The 23246-nt window shown below is 72.4% G+C and carries 20 protein-coding genes; 6 read left to right on the forward strand and 14 right to left on the reverse strand.

The features are described from left to right. Positions 1 to 2: 2 nt before the first annotated feature. The 11 genes from mraY to I4Q55_RS22770 all read right to left on the reverse strand — a co-directional run bounded on the left by mraY (position 3) and on the right by I4Q55_RS22770 (position 11426). A complete protein-coding gene (mraY, locus tag I4Q55_RS22720) occupies positions 3 to 1085 on the reverse strand; it encodes a phospho-N-acetylmuramoyl-pentapeptide-transferase (protein ID WP_091315466.1) in 1083 nt (360 codons plus the stop codon). Next, entirely contained in the window at positions 1082 to 2584 is a 1503-nt protein-coding gene (gene murF, locus I4Q55_RS22725; protein WP_206790356.1) for a UDP-N-acetylmuramoyl-tripeptide--D-alanyl-D-alanine ligase, read from the reverse strand. The genes mraY and murF overlap by 4 nt, the downstream gene beginning before the upstream one ends. Further along, positions 2581 to 4140: a UDP-N-acetylmuramoyl-L-alanyl-D-glutamate--2,6-diaminopimelate ligase gene (locus I4Q55_RS22730; RefSeq protein WP_206790533.1), complete on the reverse strand. Its 1560-nt coding sequence runs from the start codon at positions 4138 to 4140 to the stop codon at positions 2581 to 2583. The genes murF and I4Q55_RS22730 overlap by 4 nt, the downstream gene beginning before the upstream one ends. Positions 4141 to 4361: 221 nt before the next feature. Next, the gene (locus I4Q55_RS22735; protein ID WP_206790357.1) at positions 4362 to 6284 is read right to left on the reverse strand and encodes a penicillin-binding protein 2; all 1923 of its coding nucleotides are present in this window, start codon (positions 6282 to 6284) and stop codon (positions 4362 to 4364) included. Continuing rightward, positions 6284 to 7015: a hypothetical protein gene (locus I4Q55_RS22740; protein ID WP_206790358.1), complete on the reverse strand. Its 732-nt coding sequence runs from the start codon at positions 7013 to 7015 to the stop codon at positions 6284 to 6286. Before I4Q55_RS22740 ends, I4Q55_RS22735 begins: the two co-directional genes overlap by 1 nt. Beyond that, positions 7012 to 7959 carry a 16S rRNA (cytosine(1402)-N(4))-methyltransferase RsmH gene (gene rsmH, locus I4Q55_RS22745; RefSeq protein ID WP_206790359.1) on the reverse strand — a complete coding sequence of 316 codons (948 nt, stop codon included), beginning with the start codon at positions 7957 to 7959 and terminating at the stop codon, positions 7012 to 7014. The genes I4Q55_RS22740 and rsmH overlap by 4 nt, the downstream gene beginning before the upstream one ends. 214 nt (positions 7960 to 8173) lie before the next feature. Further along, on the reverse strand, positions 8174 to 8605 hold the full coding sequence (gene mraZ / locus I4Q55_RS22750) for a division/cell wall cluster transcriptional repressor MraZ (protein ID WP_004561064.1): 432 nt from the start codon (positions 8603 to 8605) through the stop codon (positions 8174 to 8176). A gap of 560 nt (positions 8606 to 9165) precedes the next feature. Continuing rightward, a complete protein-coding gene (locus I4Q55_RS22755; protein ID WP_206790360.1) occupies positions 9166 to 9897 on the reverse strand; it encodes an ESX secretion-associated protein EspG in 732 nt (243 codons plus the stop codon). After that, a complete protein-coding gene (locus I4Q55_RS22760) occupies positions 9894 to 10451 on the reverse strand; it encodes a PPE domain-containing protein (RefSeq protein WP_206790363.1) in 558 nt (185 codons plus the stop codon). The genes I4Q55_RS22755 and I4Q55_RS22760 overlap by 4 nt, the downstream gene beginning before the upstream one ends. Positions 10452 to 10465: 14 nt before the next feature. Then, on the reverse strand, positions 10466 to 11020 hold the full coding sequence (locus I4Q55_RS22765; protein WP_206790365.1) for a DUF3558 family protein: 555 nt from the start codon (positions 11018 to 11020) through the stop codon (positions 10466 to 10468). A gap of 55 nt (positions 11021 to 11075) precedes the next feature. Continuing rightward, on the reverse strand, positions 11076 to 11426 hold the full coding sequence (locus I4Q55_RS22770; protein ID WP_206790367.1) for a hypothetical protein: 351 nt from the start codon (positions 11424 to 11426) through the stop codon (positions 11076 to 11078). A gap of 272 nt (positions 11427 to 11698) precedes the next feature. On the opposite strand from I4Q55_RS22770, the gene I4Q55_RS22775 reads away from it, so the two are divergent. The 3 genes from I4Q55_RS22775 to I4Q55_RS22785 all read left to right on the forward strand — a co-directional run bounded on the left by I4Q55_RS22775 (position 11699) and on the right by I4Q55_RS22785 (position 16820). Further along, on the forward strand, positions 11699 to 12766 hold the full coding sequence (locus I4Q55_RS22775) for a MoxR family ATPase (protein WP_206790369.1): 1068 nt from the start codon (positions 11699 to 11701) through the stop codon (positions 12764 to 12766). A gap of 27 nt (positions 12767 to 12793) precedes the next feature. Continuing rightward, positions 12794 to 14068, forward strand: a complete 1275-nt coding sequence (locus tag I4Q55_RS22780) for a DUF58 domain-containing protein (RefSeq protein ID WP_206790371.1) — start codon at positions 12794 to 12796, stop codon at positions 14066 to 14068. A gap of 166 nt (positions 14069 to 14234) precedes the next feature. Beyond that, positions 14235 to 16820, forward strand: a complete 2586-nt coding sequence (locus I4Q55_RS22785) for a DUF3488 and transglutaminase-like domain-containing protein (RefSeq protein WP_206790372.1) — start codon at positions 14235 to 14237, stop codon at positions 16818 to 16820. A gap of 454 nt (positions 16821 to 17274) precedes the next feature. Here I4Q55_RS22785 and I4Q55_RS22790 read toward each other — a convergent pair whose 3' ends face one another. The 3 genes from I4Q55_RS22790 to I4Q55_RS22800 all read right to left on the reverse strand — a co-directional run bounded on the left by I4Q55_RS22790 (position 17275) and on the right by I4Q55_RS22800 (position 20031). Beyond that, positions 17275 to 17676, reverse strand: coding sequence for a DUF3040 domain-containing protein (locus I4Q55_RS22790; RefSeq protein WP_206790373.1), 402 nt, complete (start codon positions 17674 to 17676; stop codon positions 17275 to 17277). A gap of 265 nt (positions 17677 to 17941) precedes the next feature. Next, on the reverse strand, positions 17942 to 19156 hold the full coding sequence (gene dinB / locus I4Q55_RS22795; protein ID WP_206790534.1) for a DNA polymerase IV: 1215 nt from the start codon (positions 19154 to 19156) through the stop codon (positions 17942 to 17944). Between the two features lie 149 nt (positions 19157 to 19305). After that, positions 19306 to 20031: a methyltransferase domain-containing protein gene (locus I4Q55_RS22800; protein ID WP_206790374.1), complete on the reverse strand. Its 726-nt coding sequence runs from the start codon at positions 20029 to 20031 to the stop codon at positions 19306 to 19308. A 106-nt stretch (positions 20032 to 20137) separates the two neighbouring features. Here I4Q55_RS22800 and I4Q55_RS22805 point away from each other — a divergent pair, with 106 nt between their 5' ends. The 3 genes from I4Q55_RS22805 to add all read left to right on the forward strand — a co-directional run bounded on the left by I4Q55_RS22805 (position 20138) and on the right by add (position 23015). Beyond that, positions 20138 to 21031 carry a ParA family protein gene (locus tag I4Q55_RS22805; RefSeq protein ID WP_206790375.1) on the forward strand — a complete coding sequence of 298 codons (894 nt, stop codon included), beginning with the start codon at positions 20138 to 20140 and terminating at the stop codon, positions 21029 to 21031. Positions 21032 to 21034: 3 nt separating this feature from the next. Further along, on the forward strand, positions 21035 to 21844 hold the full coding sequence (locus I4Q55_RS22810; protein ID WP_206790376.1) for a DNA-formamidopyrimidine glycosylase family protein: 810 nt from the start codon (positions 21035 to 21037) through the stop codon (positions 21842 to 21844). 124 nt (positions 21845 to 21968) lie between these two features. Next, positions 21969 to 23015: an adenosine deaminase gene (gene add, locus I4Q55_RS22815; RefSeq protein WP_206790377.1), complete on the forward strand. Its 1047-nt coding sequence runs from the start codon at positions 21969 to 21971 to the stop codon at positions 23013 to 23015. Positions 23016 to 23246: the final 231 nt, after the last annotated feature.

Consider the following 23246-nt stretch of genomic DNA (forward strand, 5'->3'; position numbering starts at 1 on the left):
GATCAGCCCCCGAGACCGAGCTGCTCGCTGTAGAACAGGCCGAGCCCGAACATGCAGCAGATCGCCGAGAGCAGCCAGAACCGGATGATCACCGTGGTTTCGGCCCAGCCGGCGAGCTCGAAGTGGTGGTGGAACGGCGCCATCCGGAACAGCCGGCGCCGGGTCGTGCGGAACACCGCGATCTGCGCGACCACCGAGATCATCTCGACCATGAACAGGCCGCCGATGACGATGGCGAGCAGCTCGGTGCGGGTCGTCATGGAGAGGCCGGCGACCAGGCCGCCGAGGGCCAGCGAGCCGGTGTCGCCCATGAAGATCTTCGCCGGGGCCGCGTTCCACCAGAGGAACCCGACGCAGGCGCCGGTCGCCGCGGCGGCGACCACGGCCAGGTCCAGCGGGTCGCGGACGTCGTAGCAGGCGGGCGCCGGCGCGTTCGAGCACGACAGCCGCTCCTGCCAGAACGAGATGACGACGTAGGTGGCCAGCACCATCGCCGCCGCGCCGCCGGCCAGGCCGTCGAGGCCGTCGGTGAAGTTCACCGCGTTCGACCAGCCGGAGATCACGATGTAGCAGAAGATCACGAAGATCACCGACGGGAAGGTGATCAGCGCGAGGTCGCGGACGTAGGAGAGGCTCTCCGACGCCGGCGTGATGCCGTGCTCGTTCGGGAAGTTCAGCACCAGCACCGCGAAGGCGATGGTGACCACGAGCTGCCCGACCAGCTTCGCGGTCTTGTTCAGCCCGAGGTTCCGCTGCTTGCGGATCTTGATGAAGTCGTCGAGGAACCCGACGATCCCCAGGCCCACCGCGAGCATCAGGACGAGCAGCCCGGAGGCCGTCGGCGCGCCGCTGCGGGAGTTGAACATCCAGTTGATCAGGTGCGCGGCGAAGTACCCGACGACCATCGCGATGATGATCGCGACACCGCCCATGGTCGGGGTACCGCGCTTGGACTTGTGTCCTTGGGGGCCTTCCTCACGGATCTCCTGGCCGAAGCCCTGCCGGGAGAAGACCCGGATCAGGTAGGGCGTGAGCAGGATGGAGATCAGCAGGCCCGCCGCGGCCGCGATCAGGATGCTGATCACGCGTCACCACCGTTCGAGCGATTCTCGGAGTTGTCGGTTTCCCGGGGTTCGAGCAGGGCCTCGGCGACCCGCCAGAGGCCGGCGGCCTTGGAGGCCTTCACCAGCACCACGTCCCCGGGGCGGAGCTGATCATGCAGCACGGCGACGGCGGCCTCGACGTCGGGTACCAAAGTGGATTCCTCGCCCCAGGAGCCTTCCTGGTGCGCGCCCTGGTGCATGGCCGCGGCCTCGGGGCCGATGACGACGAGCTTGGCGATGTTGAGCCGGACGACGAGCCTGCCGATCTCGTCGTGGGCGGTGACCGCGTCGGCGCCGAGCTCGGCCATCACGCCGAGCACGGCCCAGGAGCGGCGGCCGGTCTCCCGTGTCATCGCCGCGAGGGCCTTCAGGCCGGCCCGCATCGACTCGGGGTTGGCGTTGAACGAGTCGTTGAGGATCGTCACGCCGTCTTCGCGCGTGACGACCTCCATGCGCCGCGCGGACCGCCGTTCGAGACCGGAGAGCCGGGTGGCGATGTCCGCGGGACGCACGCCCAGCTCCAGCGCGACCGCCGCGGCCGACAGCGCGTTGCCGACGTGGTGCTCGCCGTGCAGCGGCAGCTTGACGTCGGCCTCGCCGGCCGGGGTGACCAGCCGGAAGGACGCGCGGGCTTCGTCGTCGAGCGTGATGTTCTCCGCGCGGACCTGCGCGGACGCGCTCTCGCCGACGAAGACCACCCGGGCCTTCGTGCGGCTCGCCATGGCCGCGACCAGCGGGTCGTCGAGGTTGAGCACCGCGACGCCGTCGGCGGGCAGGGCCTCGACCAGCTCGCCCTTGGTCTTCGCGATGCCTTCGCGCGAGCCGAACTCGCCGACGTGCGCGCTGCCGACGTTGAGCACGACGCCGATCTTCGGCGGCGCGATCTCGGCGAGGTGGGCGATGTGGCCCGGACCGCGCGCGGACAGCTCCAGCACCAGGTGCCTGGTGTCCGCGTCGGCCCGCAGCGCCGTCCAGGGGTGGCCCAGCTCGTTGTTGAACGACCCGGGCGGCGCGATCGTCGGGCCGAGCGGCTCGAGCAGCTGGGCGATGACGTCCTTGGTCGAGGTCTTGCCGGAGGAGCCGGTGACGCCGACGACGGTCAGCTCGCCCTCGGCCAGGCGCTGCACGACGTACCGGGCGAGCTTGGCCAGCGCGGCCAGGACCGCGGCGCCGGAACCGTCCTTGTCGCCGGTCAGCGCGACCGACCGCGCGTGCGCCTCCCCCGCCGGCAGCGGCGGGACGACGATCGCGGGCGCGTCGACCTCGCGGGCGGCCAGCACGGCCACGGCACCGGCCTCGACGGCCTGCGCGGCGAAGTCGTGGCCGTCGACCTTTTCCCCCGGCAGGGCGACGAACAGGCCGCCGGGGGTGAGCTTCCGGGTGTCGAACTCCACGGTGCCGCTCACCTGCGCACCCGGATCGGCGCGGTGCAGCCGGCCGCCGACGACGCCGGCGATCTCGGCCAGGCTGAGCACGATCACACACTCACCTCGAGTTTGTTGCGGATGGCCGCGGCCAGCTCGTCGCGGTCGGAGAACGGGTGCACGACACCGCCGGCCTCCTGGCCGGATTCGTGCCCCTTGCCGGCGAGGAAGACGATGTCGCCCGGCCCGGCGAGCGCCACGGCGTGCGCGATGGCCTCGCGGCGGTCGCCGATCTCGACGATCTCGCCGCCCTCGGCGGGCCCGACCGCGCGGGCGCCGGCCAGCATGGCGGCGCGGATCGCCGCCGGGTCCTCGGAACGCGGGTTGTCGTCGGTGACGATCAGGACGTCGCTGCGGCGGGCCGCGGCCTCGCCCATCATCGGGCGCTTGGCGGTGTCCCGGTCGCCGCCGCAGCCGAGCACGGTGATGATCCGGCCCTCGGTGCGGGCCCGCAGGGCGTCGAGGCCCTGGGCGACCGCGGCCGGCTTGTGGGCGTAGTCGACGACGGCGGTGAACTCCTGGCCGACGTAGACGCGCTCCATCCGGCCCGGCACCTGGACCTGGGCGAGCCCGGTGACGATGTGGTCGAGCGACACGCCCGCGGTGCTCAGGATCGCGGCCGCCAGCACGGCGTTGGCGACATTGAACTCGCCGGGCAGCGGGATCCGGGCGGCGGCGCGGACGCCGTCCGGGCCGTGCAGGGTGAACGTCTGCTCGCCCTGCGGGGTGGCCTCCAGGTCGGTGGCCTTCCAGGCGGCCTCGGTGCTGGGATCCGTCGACACGGTGATCGTCTGCGGCGTGAGCAGGGCCTGACCCCACGCGCTGTCGACCACGACGACCTCGCTGGTGGCGCGGCCGTCGAACAGCAGGGACTTCGCGGCGAAGTACTCCTGCATGTCCTTGTGGAAGTCCAGGTGGTCCTGGGAGAGGTTGGTGAAGGCGCCGACCGCGAACCGGGTGCCGTTGACCCGGCCCAGCGCGAGCGCGTGGCTGGAGACCTCCATCGGCACGTGCGTGACGCCGCGCTCGAGCATCACCGCGAGCAGCGCCTGCAGGTCCGGCGCCTCCGGCGTGGTGAACCCGCTGACCAGGCGTTCGCCGGCGATCCGGGTCTCCACCGTGCCGATCAGGCCGGTGGTGAGGCCGGCGGCCTGCAGCCCGGCGTCGACCAGGTAGGACGTCGTGGTCTTGCCGGAGGTGCCGGTGACGCCGAGGACGGACAGCTTCAGGGACGGCTCGCCGTAGATCCAGGCGGCGATCTCGCCGAGGGCGGCGCGCGGGTCGGCGTGGACCAGGATCGGGACGCCGGCGTCGCGCAGGGCGGGCCGCTCGGCGCCGGCGGCGTCGGTGAGGACGGCGACCGCCCCGGCCGCGACCGCCTGGTCGCTGAAGTCGGCGCCGTGGGCGCGGGCGCCCGGGAGGGCGGCGAAGAGGTCGCCGGGCAGCACGTGCTGGGCACGCAGCGTGGTGCCGGTGACGGTGAGCTCGGCGGCGTCGGGCGAGCCGGCGATCAGCCGGGCGTCCGCCCTGGCGAGCAGCGTCGCCAGCGGGACCGGGTCGATGCGCGCCGGGCGGGGCGGCGCGGGGACCGCTTTTACCGGGCTTTCCGGCACCTGGGAACTGGACGAGGACACGGACACGGCCAAGAGGCTACCGGCGGGCGGTTTCGGCACCCGCACGCGGTACGGCGATTGCGTGCGGGCCGGGCACATGTGCTAAGCGGGCGTCCGCACTTCGTTGCGGCGCAAGGAGTTCACCCCGGCGGACCGATGTGGACGCTGCGCACGGCAAAGCCCCCTCACGTTGTCAGTGAGGGGGCTTTGACGCATTGTGGTCACTGGATGACGAGCGGGACCTGCGGCGAAGGGCCGTCCGACAGCGGGATCTGGTACCGCTGCGTCAGGTATGACGCGATGCTGTGGAACAGCGGGCCGGCGGAGTGCCCCACCGGCAACGTCGTGTCGGGCGCGTCGAGCCGGATGCCGACCACGAACCGCGGGTGGTCGGCGGGCAGGATGCCGGCGAAGGTGATGTTGTAGAGGTGGTCGCTGTAGGCCTTCGTCCGCGGGTCGACCTGCTGGCCGGTGCCGGTCTTGCCGGAGATCTGGTAGCCCTCGACGGCCGCGGTGGGCGCGGTGCCGCTCTGCTGGCCCTTGCCCTTCTGCGCGACCGCGCGCATCATGTCGCGCACCGTCTTCGCCGTCTGCGGGCTGACCACCTGCACCGTCTTCGGCGCCGGCTCCGGCACGGTCGTGCCGTCCGGGTTCACCTTCGCCTTGACGATCCGGGGTTCGACGCGCAGGCCGTCGTTCGCGATCGTCTGGTACATCCCCGCCATCTGCAGGATGGTCATCGACAGGCCCTGCCCGATCGGCAGGTTGCCGAACGTGGTCGCGGACCACTGACTGCGCGCGGGCACCACGCCCGCGCTCTCGCCGGGCAGGCCGACGCCGGTGCGCTGGCCGAGCCCGAACTTCTTGAGCAGCTCCGCGTAGCGCTCCTCTCCGATCTTCTGCGCCAGCAACAGGGTGCCGATGTTGGACGACTTCGCGAACACGCCGGTGGTGGTGAACGTCTGCGTGCCGTGGGTCCAGGCGTCGTGCACGGTCTTGTCGGCGATCTGCAGCGCCCCGGGCACCTGCAGCGTCGACTCCGGCGTCGCGATGCCGTAGTCGATCGCCCCGGTGGCGGTGACGATCTTGTTGACCGACCCGGGTTCGAACGGCGTGGTGACCGCCGGGTTGGCCAGGTCGTCGGTGGTCCAGGTGCGCTGGTCGTTGGGGTCGAACGTCTTGTCGTTGGCCAGCGCGTAGACCTCGCCGGTCTTGGCGTCCATGACGACGGCCTGCCCGCCCTTGGCGTGCGACTGCTGGACGTAGTCCGCCAGCTGCCGCTGCACCTCGTACTGCAGGTCGGAGTCGATGGTCAGTTCGAGGTCCGAGCCGGGGACGGCGGCCTGCAGGTCGCGCTCGGTGCCCGGGATGACGACGTTGTCGCTGCCGTTCTTGGTGTTGACCATCATCCGGCCCGGCGTCCCCGCCAGGTCGTTGTCGCGCAGCAGCTCCAGCCCGACGAGGCCGTGCAGGTTGTGCTTGGACACGTCCGGGTCGTCGGAACGCCAGTTCGCGGCGCCGACGATGTTCGCCGCCAGGCTGCCGCCCGGGTACTCCCGCAGCGCGCGCTTCTCGACGCCGATCCACGCGAAGTGCTTGACGATGTCGGCGGCGACGGACGGCTCGACGTTGTTCACCAGGTAGGTGAAGGACGCCTGCTTGTGGAACAGGTCGAGCAGCTGCTGCTCGGTGACCATGGCGGGCAGCTTGCCGGCGATGTACTTGGCGGCCCCGGCGGTCTCGCTGTCGAACGTCTTCTTGGTGCCGGGGTTCTTCGCGGCGTAGTCGTCCATGCTCTTGCGCAGCGCCTTGAGGTTCACCGAGAGCGTGCGCACCTCGACGCTGAACGCCAGCTTCGCGCCGTTGCGGTCCACAATGGACCCGCGCTGGGCGGGGATGTCGATGGTCTGGGTGCGCTGGCGTTCGGCCGCCGCGGACAGCGCCGCGGCGTCGAACCACTGCACCTGCACCAGTTTCACGCCGGCGACGATGAGCACGGCGACCAGCAGCAGCCGCACGGCGGAGAACCGGCTGCGGTGCCCGCCGTTGCCGCGGCGCGCGGCCGCGCTGCGGGTGCCGGCGGCGTACGTCCGCCGCGCGCTGCCCGCGGCGCGCGCCCGGACCTGGCTGCGGCCGGAAGCCATCACTGGCCGCCTCCCGGCTGGGCGGGCGGCTGCTCTTCGGCGGGCACGGCGGGCTGGTCGCCCTCGATCGGCGCGCCCTGCTGCGACTGCGTGCCCGCGGCGGGCGCGGCCGGCGGCGCGACCGGCACCACCGGGGCGTCCGCCTGGGCCTTCTTGGGCTCGCCGACGAGCGAGGTCTTCCCGTCGGGACCGACGACGATCCGCGCCGGGTCCCCACCGGGCACCATGCCGAGCTGCTGGGCCGCGGGGGCCAGCGAAGCGGGCGACTCCGCCTTGGCGACGTCGCGCTGCAGCTGTTCCTTCTGCTCGGCGAGATTCGCGTTGGTGGTGCGCAGCTGTTCGAGCCGGTAGGAGTCGGCGATCGCCTGCGTGGTCAGCCAGAGCGTGGTCGCCACGCCGGCGGCCAGCAGCGCCATCATCATCAGCACGAACGACGCGCGCGACTTCGGCAGCAGCGACTTCAGCTTGAACTTCGGCTTTTCCGCCGTCTCGGCGGGCCGGGCCTTCGGCTCCGGGCGCGCCTCGCGCTCCTTGAGCAGGTCGGCACGCTGGGCGCGGCGCGCGTAGGCGCGCTCGGCCGCGGACGTGCGGCCACGCGAACCCCGCCGGGGCGCGGCCTGCGTCGTCTGCTGGTCCGGCTCGACGGCGTCCGTCGAGGTGCGGGCGGCCTCGGTGCGACCCCGCGTCGCCGGCGCGGCCCGGCGGCGGGAGGACTTCGCGGGAGCGGTCATCGCGGCTCTCCGATCCTCTCTGCGGCCCGCAGCCGCACCGAGGCGGCCCGCGGGTTCCGTTCGATCTCCTCTTCGCCGGCCTTCTCGGCGCCGCGCGTCAGGAGCTTCAGCTCCGGTCCGTGGCCCGGCAGCTCCACCGGGAGCCCTTCCGGGGTGCGGGACTTCGCGAGCTCGGCCAGCGCCTGCTTCACCAGCCGGTCTTCGAGGGACTGGTACGACTCGACGACGATCCGGCCGCCGACTTTCAGGGCACCCAGGGCCGCCGGCATGGCGCGGCGGAGCACCTCCAGCTCGCCGTTGACCTCGATCCGCAGCGCCTGGAACGTGCGCTTGGCCGGGTGCCCGCCGGTGCGCCGGGTGGCGGCCGGGACGGCGTCGTAGAGCAGCTCGACCAGGCGCCCGCTGTTCGTGAAGGGCTCCTGCTCGCGGGCTTTGACGACGCTCTTGACGATCCGCTGCGCGAAGCGTTCCTCGCCGTAGTCCCGCAGGATGCGGACGAGCTCGCCGGGCGCGTAGGTGTTGAGCACGTCGGCGGCGGTGAACCCGGTGGTCGGGTCCATCCGCATGTCCAGCGGCGAGTCCTTGGCGTAGGCGAACCCGCGCTCGGCGCGGTCCAGCTGCATCGACGAGACGCCGAGGTCGAACAGGATGCCGTCGGCGTGGCTCAGGCCCACGCTTTCGAGGGCTTCCGGGAGCCCGTCGTAGACGGTGTGGACGAAGTTGACGCGATCGCCGTGGCGCGCCAGGCGTTCTCGTGACTTCTCCAGCGCGGCGGGGTCACGGTCCAGCGCGACGAGCCGCAGCCGCGGGAACGCCGCCAGGAGGGCGTCGGAATGCCCGCCGAGGCCGACCGTGGCGTCCACGAGAACGCCGTCGCGGTCGGCGAACACGGGAGTGAACAGCTCGACGATCCGGTCGAGCAGCACCGGGACGTGCTCGGTCATCGTTCCCTCCCCCTTTCTCGCCCGATCGGCCCGGGGGAAATATGGCGGATGCCGTCAGGTCCCTGTCCGCCCGCTGCGGACCTGGTACCGGGGAAGGTGCACCAGGGCTGTTGAGCGGACAGAGGCCTCACGGCATCCGGGTGGGCTTCCCCTCCTCGCGCGGGCGGCGAACCTCTTCGTCCCCCGACGACGAAGGTGCACCGCGACCGCACGCCTAGAAGACGCCCGGCAGTACTTCCTCTCGAGCCTTCGCGTAGCTGTCTTCGTGCTCCTCCAGGTACGCCTGCCACGCTTGGGCGTCCCAGATTTCCAGCCTGGTGATCGCCCCGATCACCACGCACTCCTTGCTGAGCCCCGCGTAGCGGCGGAGCTCGGGCGCGATGGTGATGCGCCCCTGGCCGTCCGGACGTTGCTCGTCCGTGCCGGCGAACAGGTAGCGCTGGTAGGCCCGAACCGCCTCGTTCGTGAACGGGGCCTCGGCGACCTTGCGCGCCATCTGCTCGAACTCGGCGCGGGGGAAGACGAAGAGGCAGTGGTCCTGCCCCTTGGTGACCATCAGCCCACCCGCCAAGGCGTCACGGAACTTCGCAGGCAGCGCGAGCCGCCCTTTGTCGTCCAGCTTCGGGGTGTGGGTGCCGAGGAACACGGCCTCCACCTCCCTACCGTCCACGGTGGCGAACCACCCCGGACGGCCACGGGGCTTCCCTTCCGCCCCACTGGCCACCACCGTACCCCACTTTTCACCACAGTCAACGCGACAAAAGGGCAGACCACTCCGTCGTGTGTTCCGTTTGCGCAGGTCAGCCGCGTGGGGCCTGGTGGGGGGCGTGGTGGGGGACGGTGGCCAAGATCCCCCGCACCGGGGGCCGGAGCAACCTCAGCTGTAGCCCAAGCGTCCGCATAACGGCCGCGAAAGAACCCTCCCGCTCCGAGGTGGGGCCGAAGGTGGCCCGAAGTGGGGAACCAATGTGGGCCGGAGTGGGGAACCAAGGTGGAGCCCAGCGGGGAGCCCGTGCCCAGCCGGGCATCACCCGTGATTGAGGGGGCATCACGCGTGATTCGCGGGGCATCACCCGTGATTCGCGGGGCATCACCCGGCCGAGCCGTGTCGACCTCCCCATCACGCGTGATGCCTCTCCAATCACGCGAGATGCCCCCTCAATCACGCGAGATGCCCTTCCGGACACACGTGATGCCTCTCGGGGCTCAGTCTTCCGGGGTGAGGAGGGCCGTGACGCGGGCCGCGAGGCGGGTGCTGTCGACCGGGCTGACCGTCACCCACTCCTGCCCACCCCGGCCCGGGGTCTTCGTCGCGCAGTACGCGCCGACGTCGGTGTCGAACCACGTCAAGCCACCGACGCGCGCCAACTGCCCCGACCCCGACCGGCGGCTCACGCTGAACTGCCCCGCCGCGTACACCGGCCGCGCCTGGATCGCCCGGACCTCTTCGAGCTGCGCCGCCGTCGTCCCCGACGCGGCGTCCGGCGACCCCGAGAGCGTCGACGCCGGGAGGCTGATGCCGTAGCCGGGGCCGGCCGACAGCTCCGGCAGGACGTCGACGATCGCCGTGCCCAGCTCTCCCTCGTGGATGGAGTCGAGGCCGATCGTCTGCTCCGGCTGGGTCGCCAGCACCCCGCGGCGGCCGCGGGCCGCGGTCACCGCGCGGAACGGCGTCGCCGCCGTCATGTCGGCCAGCGCTTCGCACGCGACGAACACGTCCGCGTCCGCGAGCAGTTCCAGCCGCGACGCCAGCGCCGGCTCCAGCCGGGACCCGTCATAGAGGCCCCGCGAAGCCAGGTTGTCGTAGACGGCCTTGCGCACCTCGGCGCGCTCGGCATCGGTCACGCCGACGCTGCGGACGCTCAGCGGTTCCGGCGGGCGGTCGTGGCCGAGGTCGGTCCAGAGGATGTCGAACGCCGACGCCGAAACCCGGATCAAGCCCGCCCCAGCGCCGGCGGGGCGGGGAACGTCTCGGCCGGCACGTGCCCGCGCAGCGCGGTGTCCCGCGTCCGGAGGACGTCGATCGCCTTCTGCCGCGCGGCCTCGGCTTCGGCGCGGCGGACGGCCATCTCCGCGGCCAGCCCGGCCAGGACGAACACGTTCCCGCTGGACGCGGCGTCGCGGATCATCGCCGCCGGGTCGTAGGTCACCGGCGGCGGCATGTCGGCCCGCGCCCGCGCCGCGGCCTCCGCCTGCGCGCCGACCGCCTGCCCGACCGACGCCGAGACGGCGGCGGAGTGCGACAGCCACTGCGCGGCCCGGCCCAGCGCCGCGCGCGCCGCGTCCCCCGCCTGGCCACGCCAGTGCTCGTCGGACGAGGCGACCAGCGCGGCGACATCGGCGGTGGACTCCTGCAGCCGTTTCGCCAGCCCGTCCCAGCGCGCGCCCGCCTCGCCCGCGGCGACCGGGTCGTTGCCGCGCTCGACCTCCGCGGCCATCGCTTCGTGGCTGTAGGCCTCGTACCGCGCGGTGGGCACGGGTGGTTCGGGCACGGCGCACCTCCTGGTCAGGGCAGCTTGGGTTCGACGAGCTCGGCCACCGTGCCCGCGCGACGGCACGCGAGCGGGGTGTCCGAGAAGCCGGAGTTGCTGACGTCGATCTGCAGGCTGGCGCCGTCGCCGACGCCGAGCAGCACGGCGCAGGTGCCGTCGGCGGCCTTCTTGTCGGCGACCTTCAGCGCCGGGTGGGTGCCGACCGTCGTCTTGGTGACGTTCTTCTTGGTGACGTCGAGGTCGGCGAGGCCGTGTTTTTCGTCGAAGGTGACGGTGACGCCGAAGGTGCCGGGCACGGTCCAGTCGCAGGCCCGCGCGCCGGCGATGTCCTTGGACTTGCCGAGCACGGTGATGCCGGCGGTCGAGCGGTCCTGCGGGGACAGCAGGGTGCAGAGGTCGGCGAGGCCGGTGGGCGAAGCGGACGGCGGTGGCAAGGCGGGAGCGGAGGCCTGCGCGGAGGTGTGCCCGACGGCGGCCGGCGGGGTGCTCTGCTGCCCGCACGCGGCAAGAACAAGGAGGGAGGGTGCGAGGAGAAGACCCCGCGTCGGCGACCCGAGGGATCGCGGCACTGCCGGCTCCCCCACCGCGCGGCTTCGCGAGGCCGTCCGCTCGGCACGCACCAGCTCACCCACCGGTGCAGTCCACGCCTTCGGCCGCCTGCTCGTCCGCGTGCTGGTACTTCGCCAGCGCGTCGCCGATCCGCCGCTTGAGCGTCTCCAGCTCCTTGCCGAACGCGGTCAGCTGCTGCACCGCCGAGCCCTGCCCGCCGATGCCGTACTCCGCCATGAACTCGCCGATCTCGCCCGCGTACCCGCCGCCCAGCGGCACGCTCCGCCCCAGCACCTTGGCCTCGCGGACCATCTCGCCCACGACGTCCTGCAGCTGGCCGAGCTTCGCGTAGGCGTCCGTGGCCAGCTCGGGCGCGACCGCGAAACCGCGCACGTCGAACGGCAGCTGGGTTCGCAGCTCGCTCATAAGCGGTTACGCCTCTCCGTAGCCGGGCGACCTCGAACCGCAGCATACGACAGAGCAGGGCGTCAGCGGGAGCACCCAGAATCGGGTGAAGACTCACCCTTTCGAGGTATCGTCCCTGCTTGCGCAGCGTCATCGCGGGGTTCCAGCCCCCGGTTCGCCCGGGTTTGACACACTGGGTGGAAGGCTGGTCGCTGCGCGCGGACAGCAGCGAGGGGGCCGTTCGGCCCGGCGGTGCGCACAATGCGCGCGGCCATGCGCCACCAGGAGGTCGAGTGACGTCGAGAATCCAGTCTGCCGCGCCCGGATCGGGCGAGCAGGCATCCGGGCGGCCGCCTTACCCGGCGGAGCCCGCGGGCAACGGCCGGGTCCACGGTCACCCCGGCAGAGTGCCGCTGGACGAACTGCACGACACCGCGCGCCGGATCGCCGCGAACGTGGAGCGCGTGCTGGTCGGCAAGCCCGACGTCATCCGGATCGCGCTGGTCACCCTGCTCGCCGAGGGCCACCTGCTGGTCGAAGACGTGCCCGGCGTCGGGAAGACGTCGCTGGCCAAGGCCCTCGCCCGGTCGATCGACTGCACGGTCAGCCGCATCCAGTTCACCCCCGACCTGCTGCCGAGCGACGTCACCGGCGTCTCCATCTACAACCGCCAGTCCGGCGAGTTCGACTTCCGCCCCGGCCCGGTGTTCGCGAACATCGTGGTGGGCGACGAGATCAACCGCGCCTCGCCGAAGACGCAGTCCGCGCTGCTGGAGTGCATGGAAGAGCACCAGGTCACCGTCGACACCTCGACGTACCGCCTCGAGCAGCCGTTCATGGTCATCGCGACCCAGAACCCGATCGAGATGGAAGGCACCTACGCCCTCCCCGAGGCCCAGCGCGACCGGTTCACCGCCCGCGTCTCCATCGGCTACCCCGACCAGCAGGCCGAGCTGGCCATGGTCGACGAGCACGCCGGCCACAACCCCCTCGAAGACCTGCAGCCGGTGTCCGACGGCGAGACCGTGCACCGGCTGATCGAGACGGTCCGCGGCGTGCACATCGCGCCGGAGGTCCGCCGCTACGCCGTCGACGTCGTCGCCGCCACCCGGGGCGTCCCGGAGATCCGGCTCGGCGCGTCCCCGCGGGCCACGCTGCACCTGGTCCGCGCGGCGCGGGCGCAGGCCGCGCTGTCGGGCCGCGACTACGTCGTGCCGGACGACCTGCACACGGTGGCGGTCCCGGTCCTCGCGCACCGCCTGGTGCTGACCACGGAGGCCCACGCCGCCCGCCGGTCGGCCACCGACGTCGTGCGCGCGGTGCTGCACCGGGTGCCGGTGCCGCAGGGCACCCGGCCCTAGCTTTCCGCCGAAGGGGAAGAGAACGGCATGCTGCGTGCCCTGTCCGGCCTGACCACCCGCGGCCGCTGCCTCCTGGCCGCGGGGATCGCCGCCGCGGTGTGCTCGTTCGTGCTCGACGAGCGCGATCTGCTGCGGGTCGCGATCTTCGTGGTGGCGCTGCCGCTGCTGGTCGCCGTCTTCATCTCGGCGACCCGGCTGCGCATCGGCGCCACCCGCGCGCTGCGCCCGCAACGGGTCGCGGTCGGCGGCAACGGCGAGGTGCAGCTGGAGCTGTGGCGCAGCGGGCGGCTGCCCGCCGGCGAGATCCTCCTCGAAGACGGCGTGCCGTACGCGCTGGGCTCGCGGCCGCGGTTCGTCGTCGAACGGCTTCCGCACGACCGGCGCGTCGCCCTGCGCTACCCGCTGCAGCCGGTGCTGCGCGGGATCCAGCAGGTCGGCCCGCTGCGCGCGACGATCACCGACCCGTTCGGGCTGTGCGAGTTCGAGCGCGAGCTGATCGGGCACTCGCGGCTGGTCGTGGTGCCCCGCGTGGTCCCGCTGTGGGGCCTGCCGAGCGGCGCGGGCATCGGCGTCGGCGACGACGGCACGGTCCGGCTGCACGCCGGGCAGGGCGAGGCCGACGTGATCGTCCGCCAGTACCGCCAGGGCGACGACCTGCGGAAGGTGCACTGGCGCTCGACGGCCCGCCGCGACGAGATCATGGTGCGCGTCGAGGAGCGCCCGTGGCGCGGCGGCACGACGGTGCTGCTCGACCACCGGGCGGCCGCCCACCACGGCAGCGGCCCGGCCGCGAGCCTGGAGTGGGCGGTGTCGTTCGCCGCGTCGGCCGCGCTGCACCTGCGCCGGTCCGGCCACCGCGTCCGGCTGGTGAGCGAGCACGGCGTCACGCTGGCCGACACCCCGGGCGACGGCGGCGACCACTACGACCACGTGGTGCTCGACGCGCTGGCGGCGCTGCAGCCGGCGCACCAGCGCGACATCACGCTGGCCGGCGACCCGGCCGAGGGCCAGGAGCTGATCGCGGTGCTCGGCACGGTGAGCACGGAGGCGGTGCACGAGCTGACCCAGTACCGCCCACGCGGGATCAGGAGCCTGGCGGTCCTGCTGGACACGCCGACGTGGTCGGCGGGGGTAACGGCCCCGGAGCAGCGAGCGGCGGCAACGGAGGACTCGGCGGCACTGCTGCGCGCGGCCGGCTGGGGCGTGATCGTCGCGGGGCCGGGGTCACCGATGCCCCAGGTGTGGGCCGAGCTGTGCCGCAGCGGAGCCCGCCGGGGCACCCTGATCGGTGGCCCGCGATGAACGGCACCGAACCTCGCCACGGCGGCGCGCGCCAGGGCAGGTCGATCGGCGAGTCGGCGACGCCCCGCACCACACCTCGCCGCAGCAGCGCGCGCCACGGCACACCGGCCAGCACCGCACCCCGCCGCACCGTCACCCGCCCCAGCACCTTCTCCGGGGGTCCGCGATGAGCACCGCCGCACCGCCGCGCAAGTTCGAGCGGCCCGCGTCCCGGCCGGAACGTCCGCTTTCCGCCTGGCGCAGCAGCGTTCTCGCCCCCGTCGCCGCCGGGGTCGCCACCCTCTGCGCGGCGACCTCCGTCAGCAGCGTCGTCGCCGGGCTGGCCTGGTTCGGCTACCTGTTCGTCGCCGTCCTGCTGATCGGTGCCGCCGGGCTGGCGCTCCGCTCGCTGCAGGTGCCGACCATCCTGGTCGGCCTCGGGCAGCTGCTCGTCCTGCTCTTCCTCATCACCGGCGCCTTCACCACGCACGGCATCCTGCAGATCATCCCCGGCCCGGAAGCGTTTTCCGAGATCGGCGCCACGCTGACGGCCGCCGCCGAGCAGATCCGCGTCGGGCTGCCGCCCGTCGAGGGCAGCCAGCCGATCCTGTGTCTCGTCACCATCCTGATCGGGCTGGTCGCCGTCCTCGTCGACACGCTCGCCGTGGCCGCCGCGGCTCCCGCGGCAACCGGGCTCGTGCTGCTCTGCGTCTACGCCGTGCCGGCCGCGTTGAGCGACGAAATGCTGCCGTGGTGGACGTTCCTGCTCGGCGCGGCCGCGTTCGCCGGGCTGCTGGCCGTCGACGGCAACCACCGGCACCGGCGCTGGCGCACCCGGGAGGCACCGGGGCGCAGCGGCAAGCCGGGCGTGCTGTCCGCGCCGGTCGCGGTCGTCAGCGCGGCGATCGTGCTCGGGCTGACGGGCGGGGCGATCACGTGGGTCGGCACCGTCGGGAGCATGCCGTTCGGCGGCAAGGGAAGCGGCGCCGGCTCGGGCTCCGGCGGCTTCGGCATCCAGCCGTTCACCGAGCTGCGCGGCATGCTCGACCAGGGCGCCAACCGCGAGCTGTTCAAGGTCCGCGGCCTCGGCACCGACCGGCGCCTGATGCGCGCGATGACGCTCGACACCTATTACCCCAACAAAGGCTGGGGCCTGCACGACGAAGGCCGCTCGCAGCAGGGCGTCCCGGTCGGGCCGCAGCTCCCGCCCGCCCCGGGTGACGACGGCACCGGCACCGCGCGCCGCATCGACGTCGAACCGACGAGCTGGCGGGACAACTGGCTGCCGGTGTACGGCGCGCCGCGCGTGATCGACGGCGCCGGCAACGGCTACCTCTACGACCAGGTCAGCGGCACTGTGTTCACGACTCGCAGCGAAGCGCCGCCGGCGTACACCGAGTACGCGTCGCTGAAGGAACCGACGGCCGCGGAGCTGCGCGTGACCCCGCGGGTCAATGACCTGCCGCCGCGCTACACGCAGCTCGACCAGGTCGACGAGCGCGTCCGCGTGAAGACCGAGCAGCTGATCGCCGGCGCGTCCAACGACTTCGACCGGGCTTCGGCGATCTGGCGCTACTTCACGGCGCAGAACGGGTTCGTCTACGACACGAAGACCACGACGTCGGAAGAGCCCGACGTGCTCGCCGACTTCATCCTCAACGGCAAGCGCGGCTTCTGCGAGCAGTTCGCCTCGGCGATGGGCGTGATGCTGCGGGTGGCGGGCATCCCGTCGCGGGTGGCGATCGGCTTCACCCCGGGCGTGCAGGTCAACGACTATCTCTCGATCAGCACCCAGGACGCGCACGCGTGGGTCGAGGCGTACTTCGGCGACAAGGGCTGGGTGACGTTCGACCCGACGCCGCTGTCCGACGGCCGCGGCATCACCCCGCCGTACCTGCAGGCCGGCCCGCAGAACGGCAACCAGCCGGACGACACCCAGGTGGCGCCGAGCACGGTCCAATCGAGCGCGGCGCCGACCGGCGTCCCGCGCGACAACGAGCAGAACCTCCCGTCGCAGACGCCCAAGGACGCCCCGGGCAGCGACGAATGGCTGTTCAACCTCGCCCTGCTGCTCGCCGCGCTGGGCGCGGGGGCGCTGTTCGTCGCGGCGCTGCTGCGCCGGATGCTCGACCGCGAGCGCGCGAACGCGCGGAAATCCGCGTCGCGGGAAACCGTTCCGCAGTCCGGGCCGTCGCCGGGTGACCGGAGCGAGGGCGCGCTGCTCGTGCGGGCCCCGGCACCGGCCCCCACGGCGACGCCGTCCCGGCCCCGGGCGCTGGCCGGCTGGCTGCCGCTGCTGGCGGTGGGGCTGTGGATCACGGCGCTCGGCCTGCTGGCGGCGACCGTGGCCTGGTGGCTCGGCGTGCTGGTCGTGGTGCTGCTGCTCGTGGTGGCCGGCCCGGCCATGGTCCGCGAGGTGGTCCGCCGCCGCCGGCTGCAGCGCATCGTCCAGCAGCAACCGGGCGCGGCCGACGCGGCATGGGCGGAACTGCGCGCGGAGTGCGCGGACCGCGGGTTGCCGATCCCGAGCAGCGACACGGTCCGCGTGGCGGGGCAGAAGCTGGCGGCGAAGCACCACCTCGACGACGAAGGCCGCGAAGACCTCCGGACGGTCATCGGCGTGCTGGAGCGGTCCTGGTACGGCGAGGACGACGCGCCTCGGCCGGATCTCCCGCCGGCCTTCGACGGACTGCGGCGGAGCCTGCGCCGCAACGCGCCACTCTCGTGGAAGGGCAAGCTCTTCCCCCGCTCGGTCTTCCGCAACCGCACCTGACCCACCCGCCCCGCACGGGCCCGTGCGCAAAGGGGCATCACGTGTGCTTGGAGAGGCATCACATGTGATTGGAGGGGCATCTCGCGTGATCAGCCGGGCATCAGCGTGATGCCCCTCCAGACACGCGTGTCGCCCCTCCAGACACGCGTGTTGCCCCTCCAGACACGCGAGATGCCCCTCCAGACACGCGAGATGCCCCTCCAATCACGTGAAATGCCCCCTCAATCACGTGAGTTCCGGGCTCGATCACGTGAGTTACGGGCCTGATCACGCCGGTTCGGGGTTGGTCACGCGGTCCGCGGGCTGAGCGTTCGGGAGTTGGGGACCGCAGGTCACCCGTGTGGGGGTCACCCGCTGTCACTGCCGCCCCGCCAGGGTTGGCCGGGTGGATGAGCACACAAGAAGATCCGCGTCCCTCCGTTCGGCGGGACGCGGATCTCGTCGTCTTGCGGCGCTACTGCTCCTCGAAGCGCTGGCGGAAGCGCTCTTCCATCCTCTGGGTGAAGGAACTCCGGCGGCCTGCTTGCTTGCCGCCCGGTCCTTGCCCACCGCCCTTGCCGTCTCCGTCGGCGCCGTGCCGAATCGATGTGACGGCCAACATGACTCCGAAGAACATCACGAGGAACCCGAGCACGCTGATCAGCGGGATGTCGGCCACCCGGAACTGCGGCACCACCACGCCCAGCACCAGCAGGGCCACGCCCACTACGAACAGGGCGATGCCCTGAATACGCCGTCGGCGAGCGGGGCGACGCAACCGGGTGCCACGCACCGTGGATGCGAACTTGGGGTCCTCGGCATAGAGCTCGCGCTCGATCTGATCGAGCAGCCGCTGCTCATGCTCGGAGAGTGGCATCTTTCCTCCTCCGGCACAGCTGTCGCGGGCGCCGGGCCGCGCAACGTCCTGGACCCAACAGCCAACCCCAGGCGGGGTGGCACTGTCCAGGATACGAGGCCCGCGCCCGCACGACTACCCGATCCCGCATCCAGAAGGGATCGAATTGGGCTAAATCAAGCCGGGCGGGCGTTGCGGACGGTCACCGTCACAGATTGTGACCATATTGCCGCCCGCTCGCCGTTGTGGGGGAACCCCGCCCGGTCGAACATCACCGCCCGTGCCGTCACCCCTCCTTCGGCCCCAGCAACGACGCCGGCCGCACCGCCGCCGACCCGAACTTCGACCGCGCGACGTCGGCCGCCACCTCCGCGTCCCGCCAGCGCGGGGCCGGTGAGTCGAACACCAGCTGCTCCCCCGCCTCCCCCGTGTCGAGCCCTTCGACGCGGACGCCGATCAGCCGCACTGCCCCGGTCGGCGCGTGCTCGGTGAGCAGCGCCACGGCCACCGCGTGGATCTCGCGCGCCACGTCCGTCGCCGAGACCAGCGTGCGAGCGCGGGTGATCGTCCGGAAGTCCGCGAACCGCACCTTGATCGACACCGTCCGGCCGCGCACGCCCCGCTCCCGCAGCGTCGCCCCCACCCGCTCCGACAAGCGAAGCAGCTCCAACCCGAGCGAAGCCCGGTCGTACAGGTCGACGTCGAAGGTGTGCTCCGCGCCGATCGACTTCTCCGGCGAATCGACCACCACCGACCGCTCGTCCACGCCGTGCGCGAGCCGGTACAGGTGCTCGCCCACCGCGACACCCAACGACTTCTTCAGCCGCTCCGGCGGGAACGCGGCGACGTCGGCGATCGTGGCCAGGCCCAGGCGCCGCAGGTGCTCCTCGGTGCGCGCGCCGACGCCCCACAGCGCCGACACCGGCAGCGGGTGCAGGAACGCCAGCGTCTCCGCCGCCGGCACCACGACCATGCCGTCCGGCTTCGCCATGCCCGAAGCCAGCTTCGCAACGAACTTGACCTTCGCCACCCCCACCGAGCAGGTGATCCCGTGCTCGGCCGCGACCCGCGAGCGGATCTCCGCACCCAGCGAAGCCGGCGTCGCGCCCAGCCGCCGCAACGCCCCGCTGACGTCCAGGAACGCCTCATCGAGACTGAGCGGCTCGACCAGCGGCGTCAGCTCGCGGAAGATGCCCATGACACCGCGGGACACCGAGCCGTAGAGCCCCGACGTCGGCGGGATGTTGATCAGGTGCGGGCACAGCCGCTTCGCCGTCGAGAACGGCATGGCCGAGCGCACGCCGAACTTCCGCGCCGGGTAGTTCGCCGCGGCCACCACCGCCCGCGGCCCGCCCCCGGACACGACGACCGGCTTGTCCGCCAGCTCGGGCCGGGTCCGCAGCTCGACCGACACGAAGAACGCGTCCATGTCGACGTGCAGCAGCCCGCACCCGGTGTCGTCCGGCACCGGCTCACCCGGCCGGACGCGGAACCGGCCCATTCCGCCCGGCAGTTCGGCATTTCGTCCCACGCCGAGGACGCTACCGGGCACCACCGACAGTTTTTCGGGGGTTCGGGTGGCGGAGCCCCCGACCTGGGGCGAAGCCCCAGTTGTCACTGCCAGTTTCGGACGACCGGGGAAAGGCCAGGTCAGGCCGGGCGTGCCAGCGCGTGCAGCCGTCCCGCGACGTCCCGCAGCGCCGGCGTCCCCGCCGCGACCTGCTCGAACTCCGCCAGCTCGTCGTCACGGACGTCGCCGGACACCAGGTCCGAGATCACCCGATCGCCCTGCAGCAGCGTGACTTCCAGGCCGGCCGCCTCCAGGCCGGCACGCAGCCCGGCGGCGGAAAACCGGCGCAGCACCGTGTCGCCCGGGATGACCCCGTCGGCGCTCTCGAGCAGCCGCCGCGCCTCGCCGACCCGGCCCGCGAGCGCGCGGTGGAACACCGCGGCGTGCCGGTTCGCCACCAGCACCGACACCGCGCCGCCGGGCGCGACCGCCGTGGCCAGCGCCGTGAGCACCACGGCCGGGTCGTCGACGATCTCCAGCAGCCCGTGCGCCAGGACCAGGTCGGCCGAACCCGCCGGGACGTACCGGCCGAGCGCGTCGGAGTCGTCCGCGATCACCGTGATCAGCTCGGAGACGCCCTCCTCCTCGGCCCGCCGCTGCAGCGTGGCCAGCGCGTTCGGGCTCGGCTCGACGACCGTCACCCGGCAGCCCGCCGCCGCGAACGGCACCGCCCAGCCGCCGCTGCCGCCGCCCACGTCGACGACGCGGGGCTGCTCGGTGCCCCGGGCGCGGGCGGCCTCGATCTCGGCTTCGAGCACCCGGCGGACGGCGCCCGAACCCCGGGCGGCCACGGTCTCCGTCTTCATGCCGCACAGGGTAGTGCGCGCCCCCGCCCGGCTCCCGGCCTCCTCCCTTCGAGTGAACGGCCCTTGCCCGGCAGCGCCTCCGGCCCGCACCCGTAGGCTGGTGAACGTGCACACGGTCGCCGTACTCAGCCTCAAGGGAGGCGTCGGCAAGACGACGGTCGCTCTCGGTATCGCGTCCGCCGCCTTGCGTAGGGGCACGCGGACGCTGGTGGTCGACCTCGACCCGCAGGGCAACGCCACCACCTCGCTCGACCCGCCCTACACCGACGCCACCCTCGCGGACGTGCTCGAGACCCCCACCCGGGAGATGCTGGAAACCGCGATCGCCCCGAGCGTCTGGAGCGAGGACGTCGACGTCCTCGTCGGCGCCGAAGAGCTGGAGCTGCTCAACGACCCGGAGGCCGACAGCGAACGCCTGGCGAACTTCTCGCGCGCGCTCGACGAGCTGCACCGCACGCCGCTGCGCGAAACGCCGTACGAGCTGGTGATCCTCGACTGCCCGCCGTCGCTGGGCCGGCTGACGAAGTCGGCGCTGGTCGCGGCCGACAGCGCGCTGATCGTCACCGAGCCGACGATGTACGCCGTGGCCGGCGCGCACCGCGCCCTGGAGGCGATCGAGAAGATCCGCAAGGAGCTCAACCCGGAGCTGCGACCGATCGGCGTGCTGGTGAACAAGCTGCGGGTGCGCTCCTACGAGCACCAGTTCCGGATCGCCGAGCTGCGCGAGAACTTCGGCTCGCTGGTGATGCCGACGGCGATCACCGACCGGCTCGCGGTGCAGCAGGCCCAGGGCGCGTGCAGCCCGATCCACGAGTGGCACTCGCCGGGTGCCCAGGAGATCGCGCTGACGTTCAACATGGTGCTGGCGAAGATCCTGCGTTCCAACCGGGCGGGCCGGCACCGCATCGCCGGTGAGGAGGCCGAGGGGCCGGACTGGCCCGAGGGCCCGGCCCCGGAAACCCCCGAGGCCCCGGCCGAGGTGTCCGAATCCGCGGGGTGAGCCGTGCCCGAAGGTGACACCGTGTTCCTCGTCGGGAAGCGGTTCGATCGCGCACTGGCCGGGAAAACCCTGCTGCGCGGGGAGTTCCGCGTGCCCCAGCTGGCCACTGTGGACCTCGCCGGGCGCGCGGTGCTCGGCGTCGGAACGGTGGGCAAGCACCTGTTCACCCGCTTCTCCGGCGACCTGACGCTGCATTCGCACCTGATGATGGACGGGATGTGGGACGTCTACCCGGCCGGCGCGAAGTGGCGCCGGCCCGGCCACCACGCCCGCGTGATCTTCACCGCGGCCGGCGTCCAGGTGATCGGCTTCCGCGTCCACGACCTGAAACTCGTGGCCACGGGCAAGGAACACGACCTCGTCGCGCACCTCGGCCCCGACCTGCTGGATCCACAGTGGACGGACGAGCACCGGCAGCAGGCAACCGCGAACCTGACCGCCGACCCGGCCCGCGAACTCGGGCTCGCCCTGCTCGACCAGCGCGTGCTGGCCGGCGTCGGGAACCTCTACAAGTGCGAAATAGCCTTCCTGCTCGGGGTGACGCCGTGGACGCCGGTGTCCGAAGTGGACGCGGGACGCACGGTCGCGCTGGCCCGCAAGCTGTTGCTGGCCAACGCCCTCGCCGGGCGCTTCGACCAGAGCACCACCGGCCACCTCGACCGCAACCGCAAGAACTGGGTGTACGAGCGCACCCGCCAGGGCTGCTTCCGCTGCGGCGGCAAGCTCCTGGTGCGCACGCAGGGCCACGACCTCCAGCGGCGGCCGACGTGGTTCTGCCCGAAGGACCAGACAGGACCGTACCCGGCGCAGTAAGCTGGCGCCCGTGACGACGTTCAAGCTCCCGCTCTACGGAGCCGACACCGAACGCGGCGACCTCGCTCCCTGAGCCGCGCGCGCTCCTTCCGTCACCTCATCCGAACACTCAGGGAGCTCAGTCATGCCCGGAATCCTGACCGGGCAGGCGCTGCGCGCGTTCGCGCACGCCCTGCCCAAGGTCGAACTGCACGTCCACCTGGTCGGCTCGGCGAGCCTGCCGACCGTGCTGGAGCTGGCCCGGCGCCGCCCGGCCGCCGGGGTCCCCACCGGCGAACGCGAGCTCGCGGAGTTCTTCACCTTCCGCGACTTCGCCCACTTCCTCACCGTGTACCTCGCGGTCACCTCGCTCGTGCGCGACCGCCACGACATCCACACGCTCGTCACGGGGCTGGCGAAGGACCTCGCCGCGCACAACTGCCGCTACGCCGAAGTCACCGTGACCCCGTACAACCACCTGCTCGACGGCATGTCCGGCGACGACCTGCTGGCCGGGCTCGAAACCGGCCGGGCCCGCGCCGCCGAACTGGGCGTGGAACTGGCCTGGTGTTTCGACATTCCGGGCGAAAAGGGCATCCGGGCCGGGCGGGAGACGCTCGTGTTCGCGCTGCGCGAACGTCCCGAGGGCCTGGTCTCGTTCGGGCTCGGCGGCCCGGAACTCGGCGTCGGACGGGCGCAGTTCGAGCCGTTCTTCACGCGGGCGCGGGAAGCCGGGCTGCACAGCGTCCCGCACGCCGGCGAGACGACCGGGCCGGCCACGATCTGGTCCGCGGTGCACGACCTCGGCGCCGAGCGGATCGGCCACGGCACGAGCTGCGCGGCCGACCCGGCACTGCTCGAACACCTTGCGGCGCACCGGATCCCGCTCGAGGTGTGCCCGACGTCGAACGTGCGGACCGGCCAGGTCCCGGACATCGCGGCGCACCCGGTGCGGCGCATGCTCGACCACGGCGTCGTCGTGACGCTCAACACCGACGACCCGCCGATGTTCGGCGCCACGCTCACCGGCGAGTACGTCGCCGTCGCCGAGACTCTCGGCCTCACCACGGCCGAGCTGGCCCGGCTCGCGGAGAACGCCGTCGACGCCTCCTTCCTCGACGAGCGGCGGAAAGCACGTCTGCGGAGTGAGATCAACGAAATGACGTTGCACGGCACCGCCGACTTCACCTAGCGTGGCAGTACACGAGAAAGGAGGTGGTCCTAAGTTGTATTCCAACAGGACTCGTGAGGTGGCTGTCCGCTAGCGGATGGCACGTGAAGGACTTTGAGCAGCGATACAACCGAGCCACCTTCGGCTCATCGCCTGCTTCACGTGGTGCCTGATAGCGAATACCAGGCAGTCACCGTGCCCCCGGGGTTCCCGAGCACCAGTCCGGCTCGGGCTCAGGCGTTTGACGGCGCT

The sequence above is a fragment of the Amycolatopsis sp. MtRt-6 genome (assembly GCF_017308975.1).
GTDB lineage: Bacteria > Actinomycetota > Actinomycetes > Mycobacteriales > Pseudonocardiaceae > Amycolatopsis.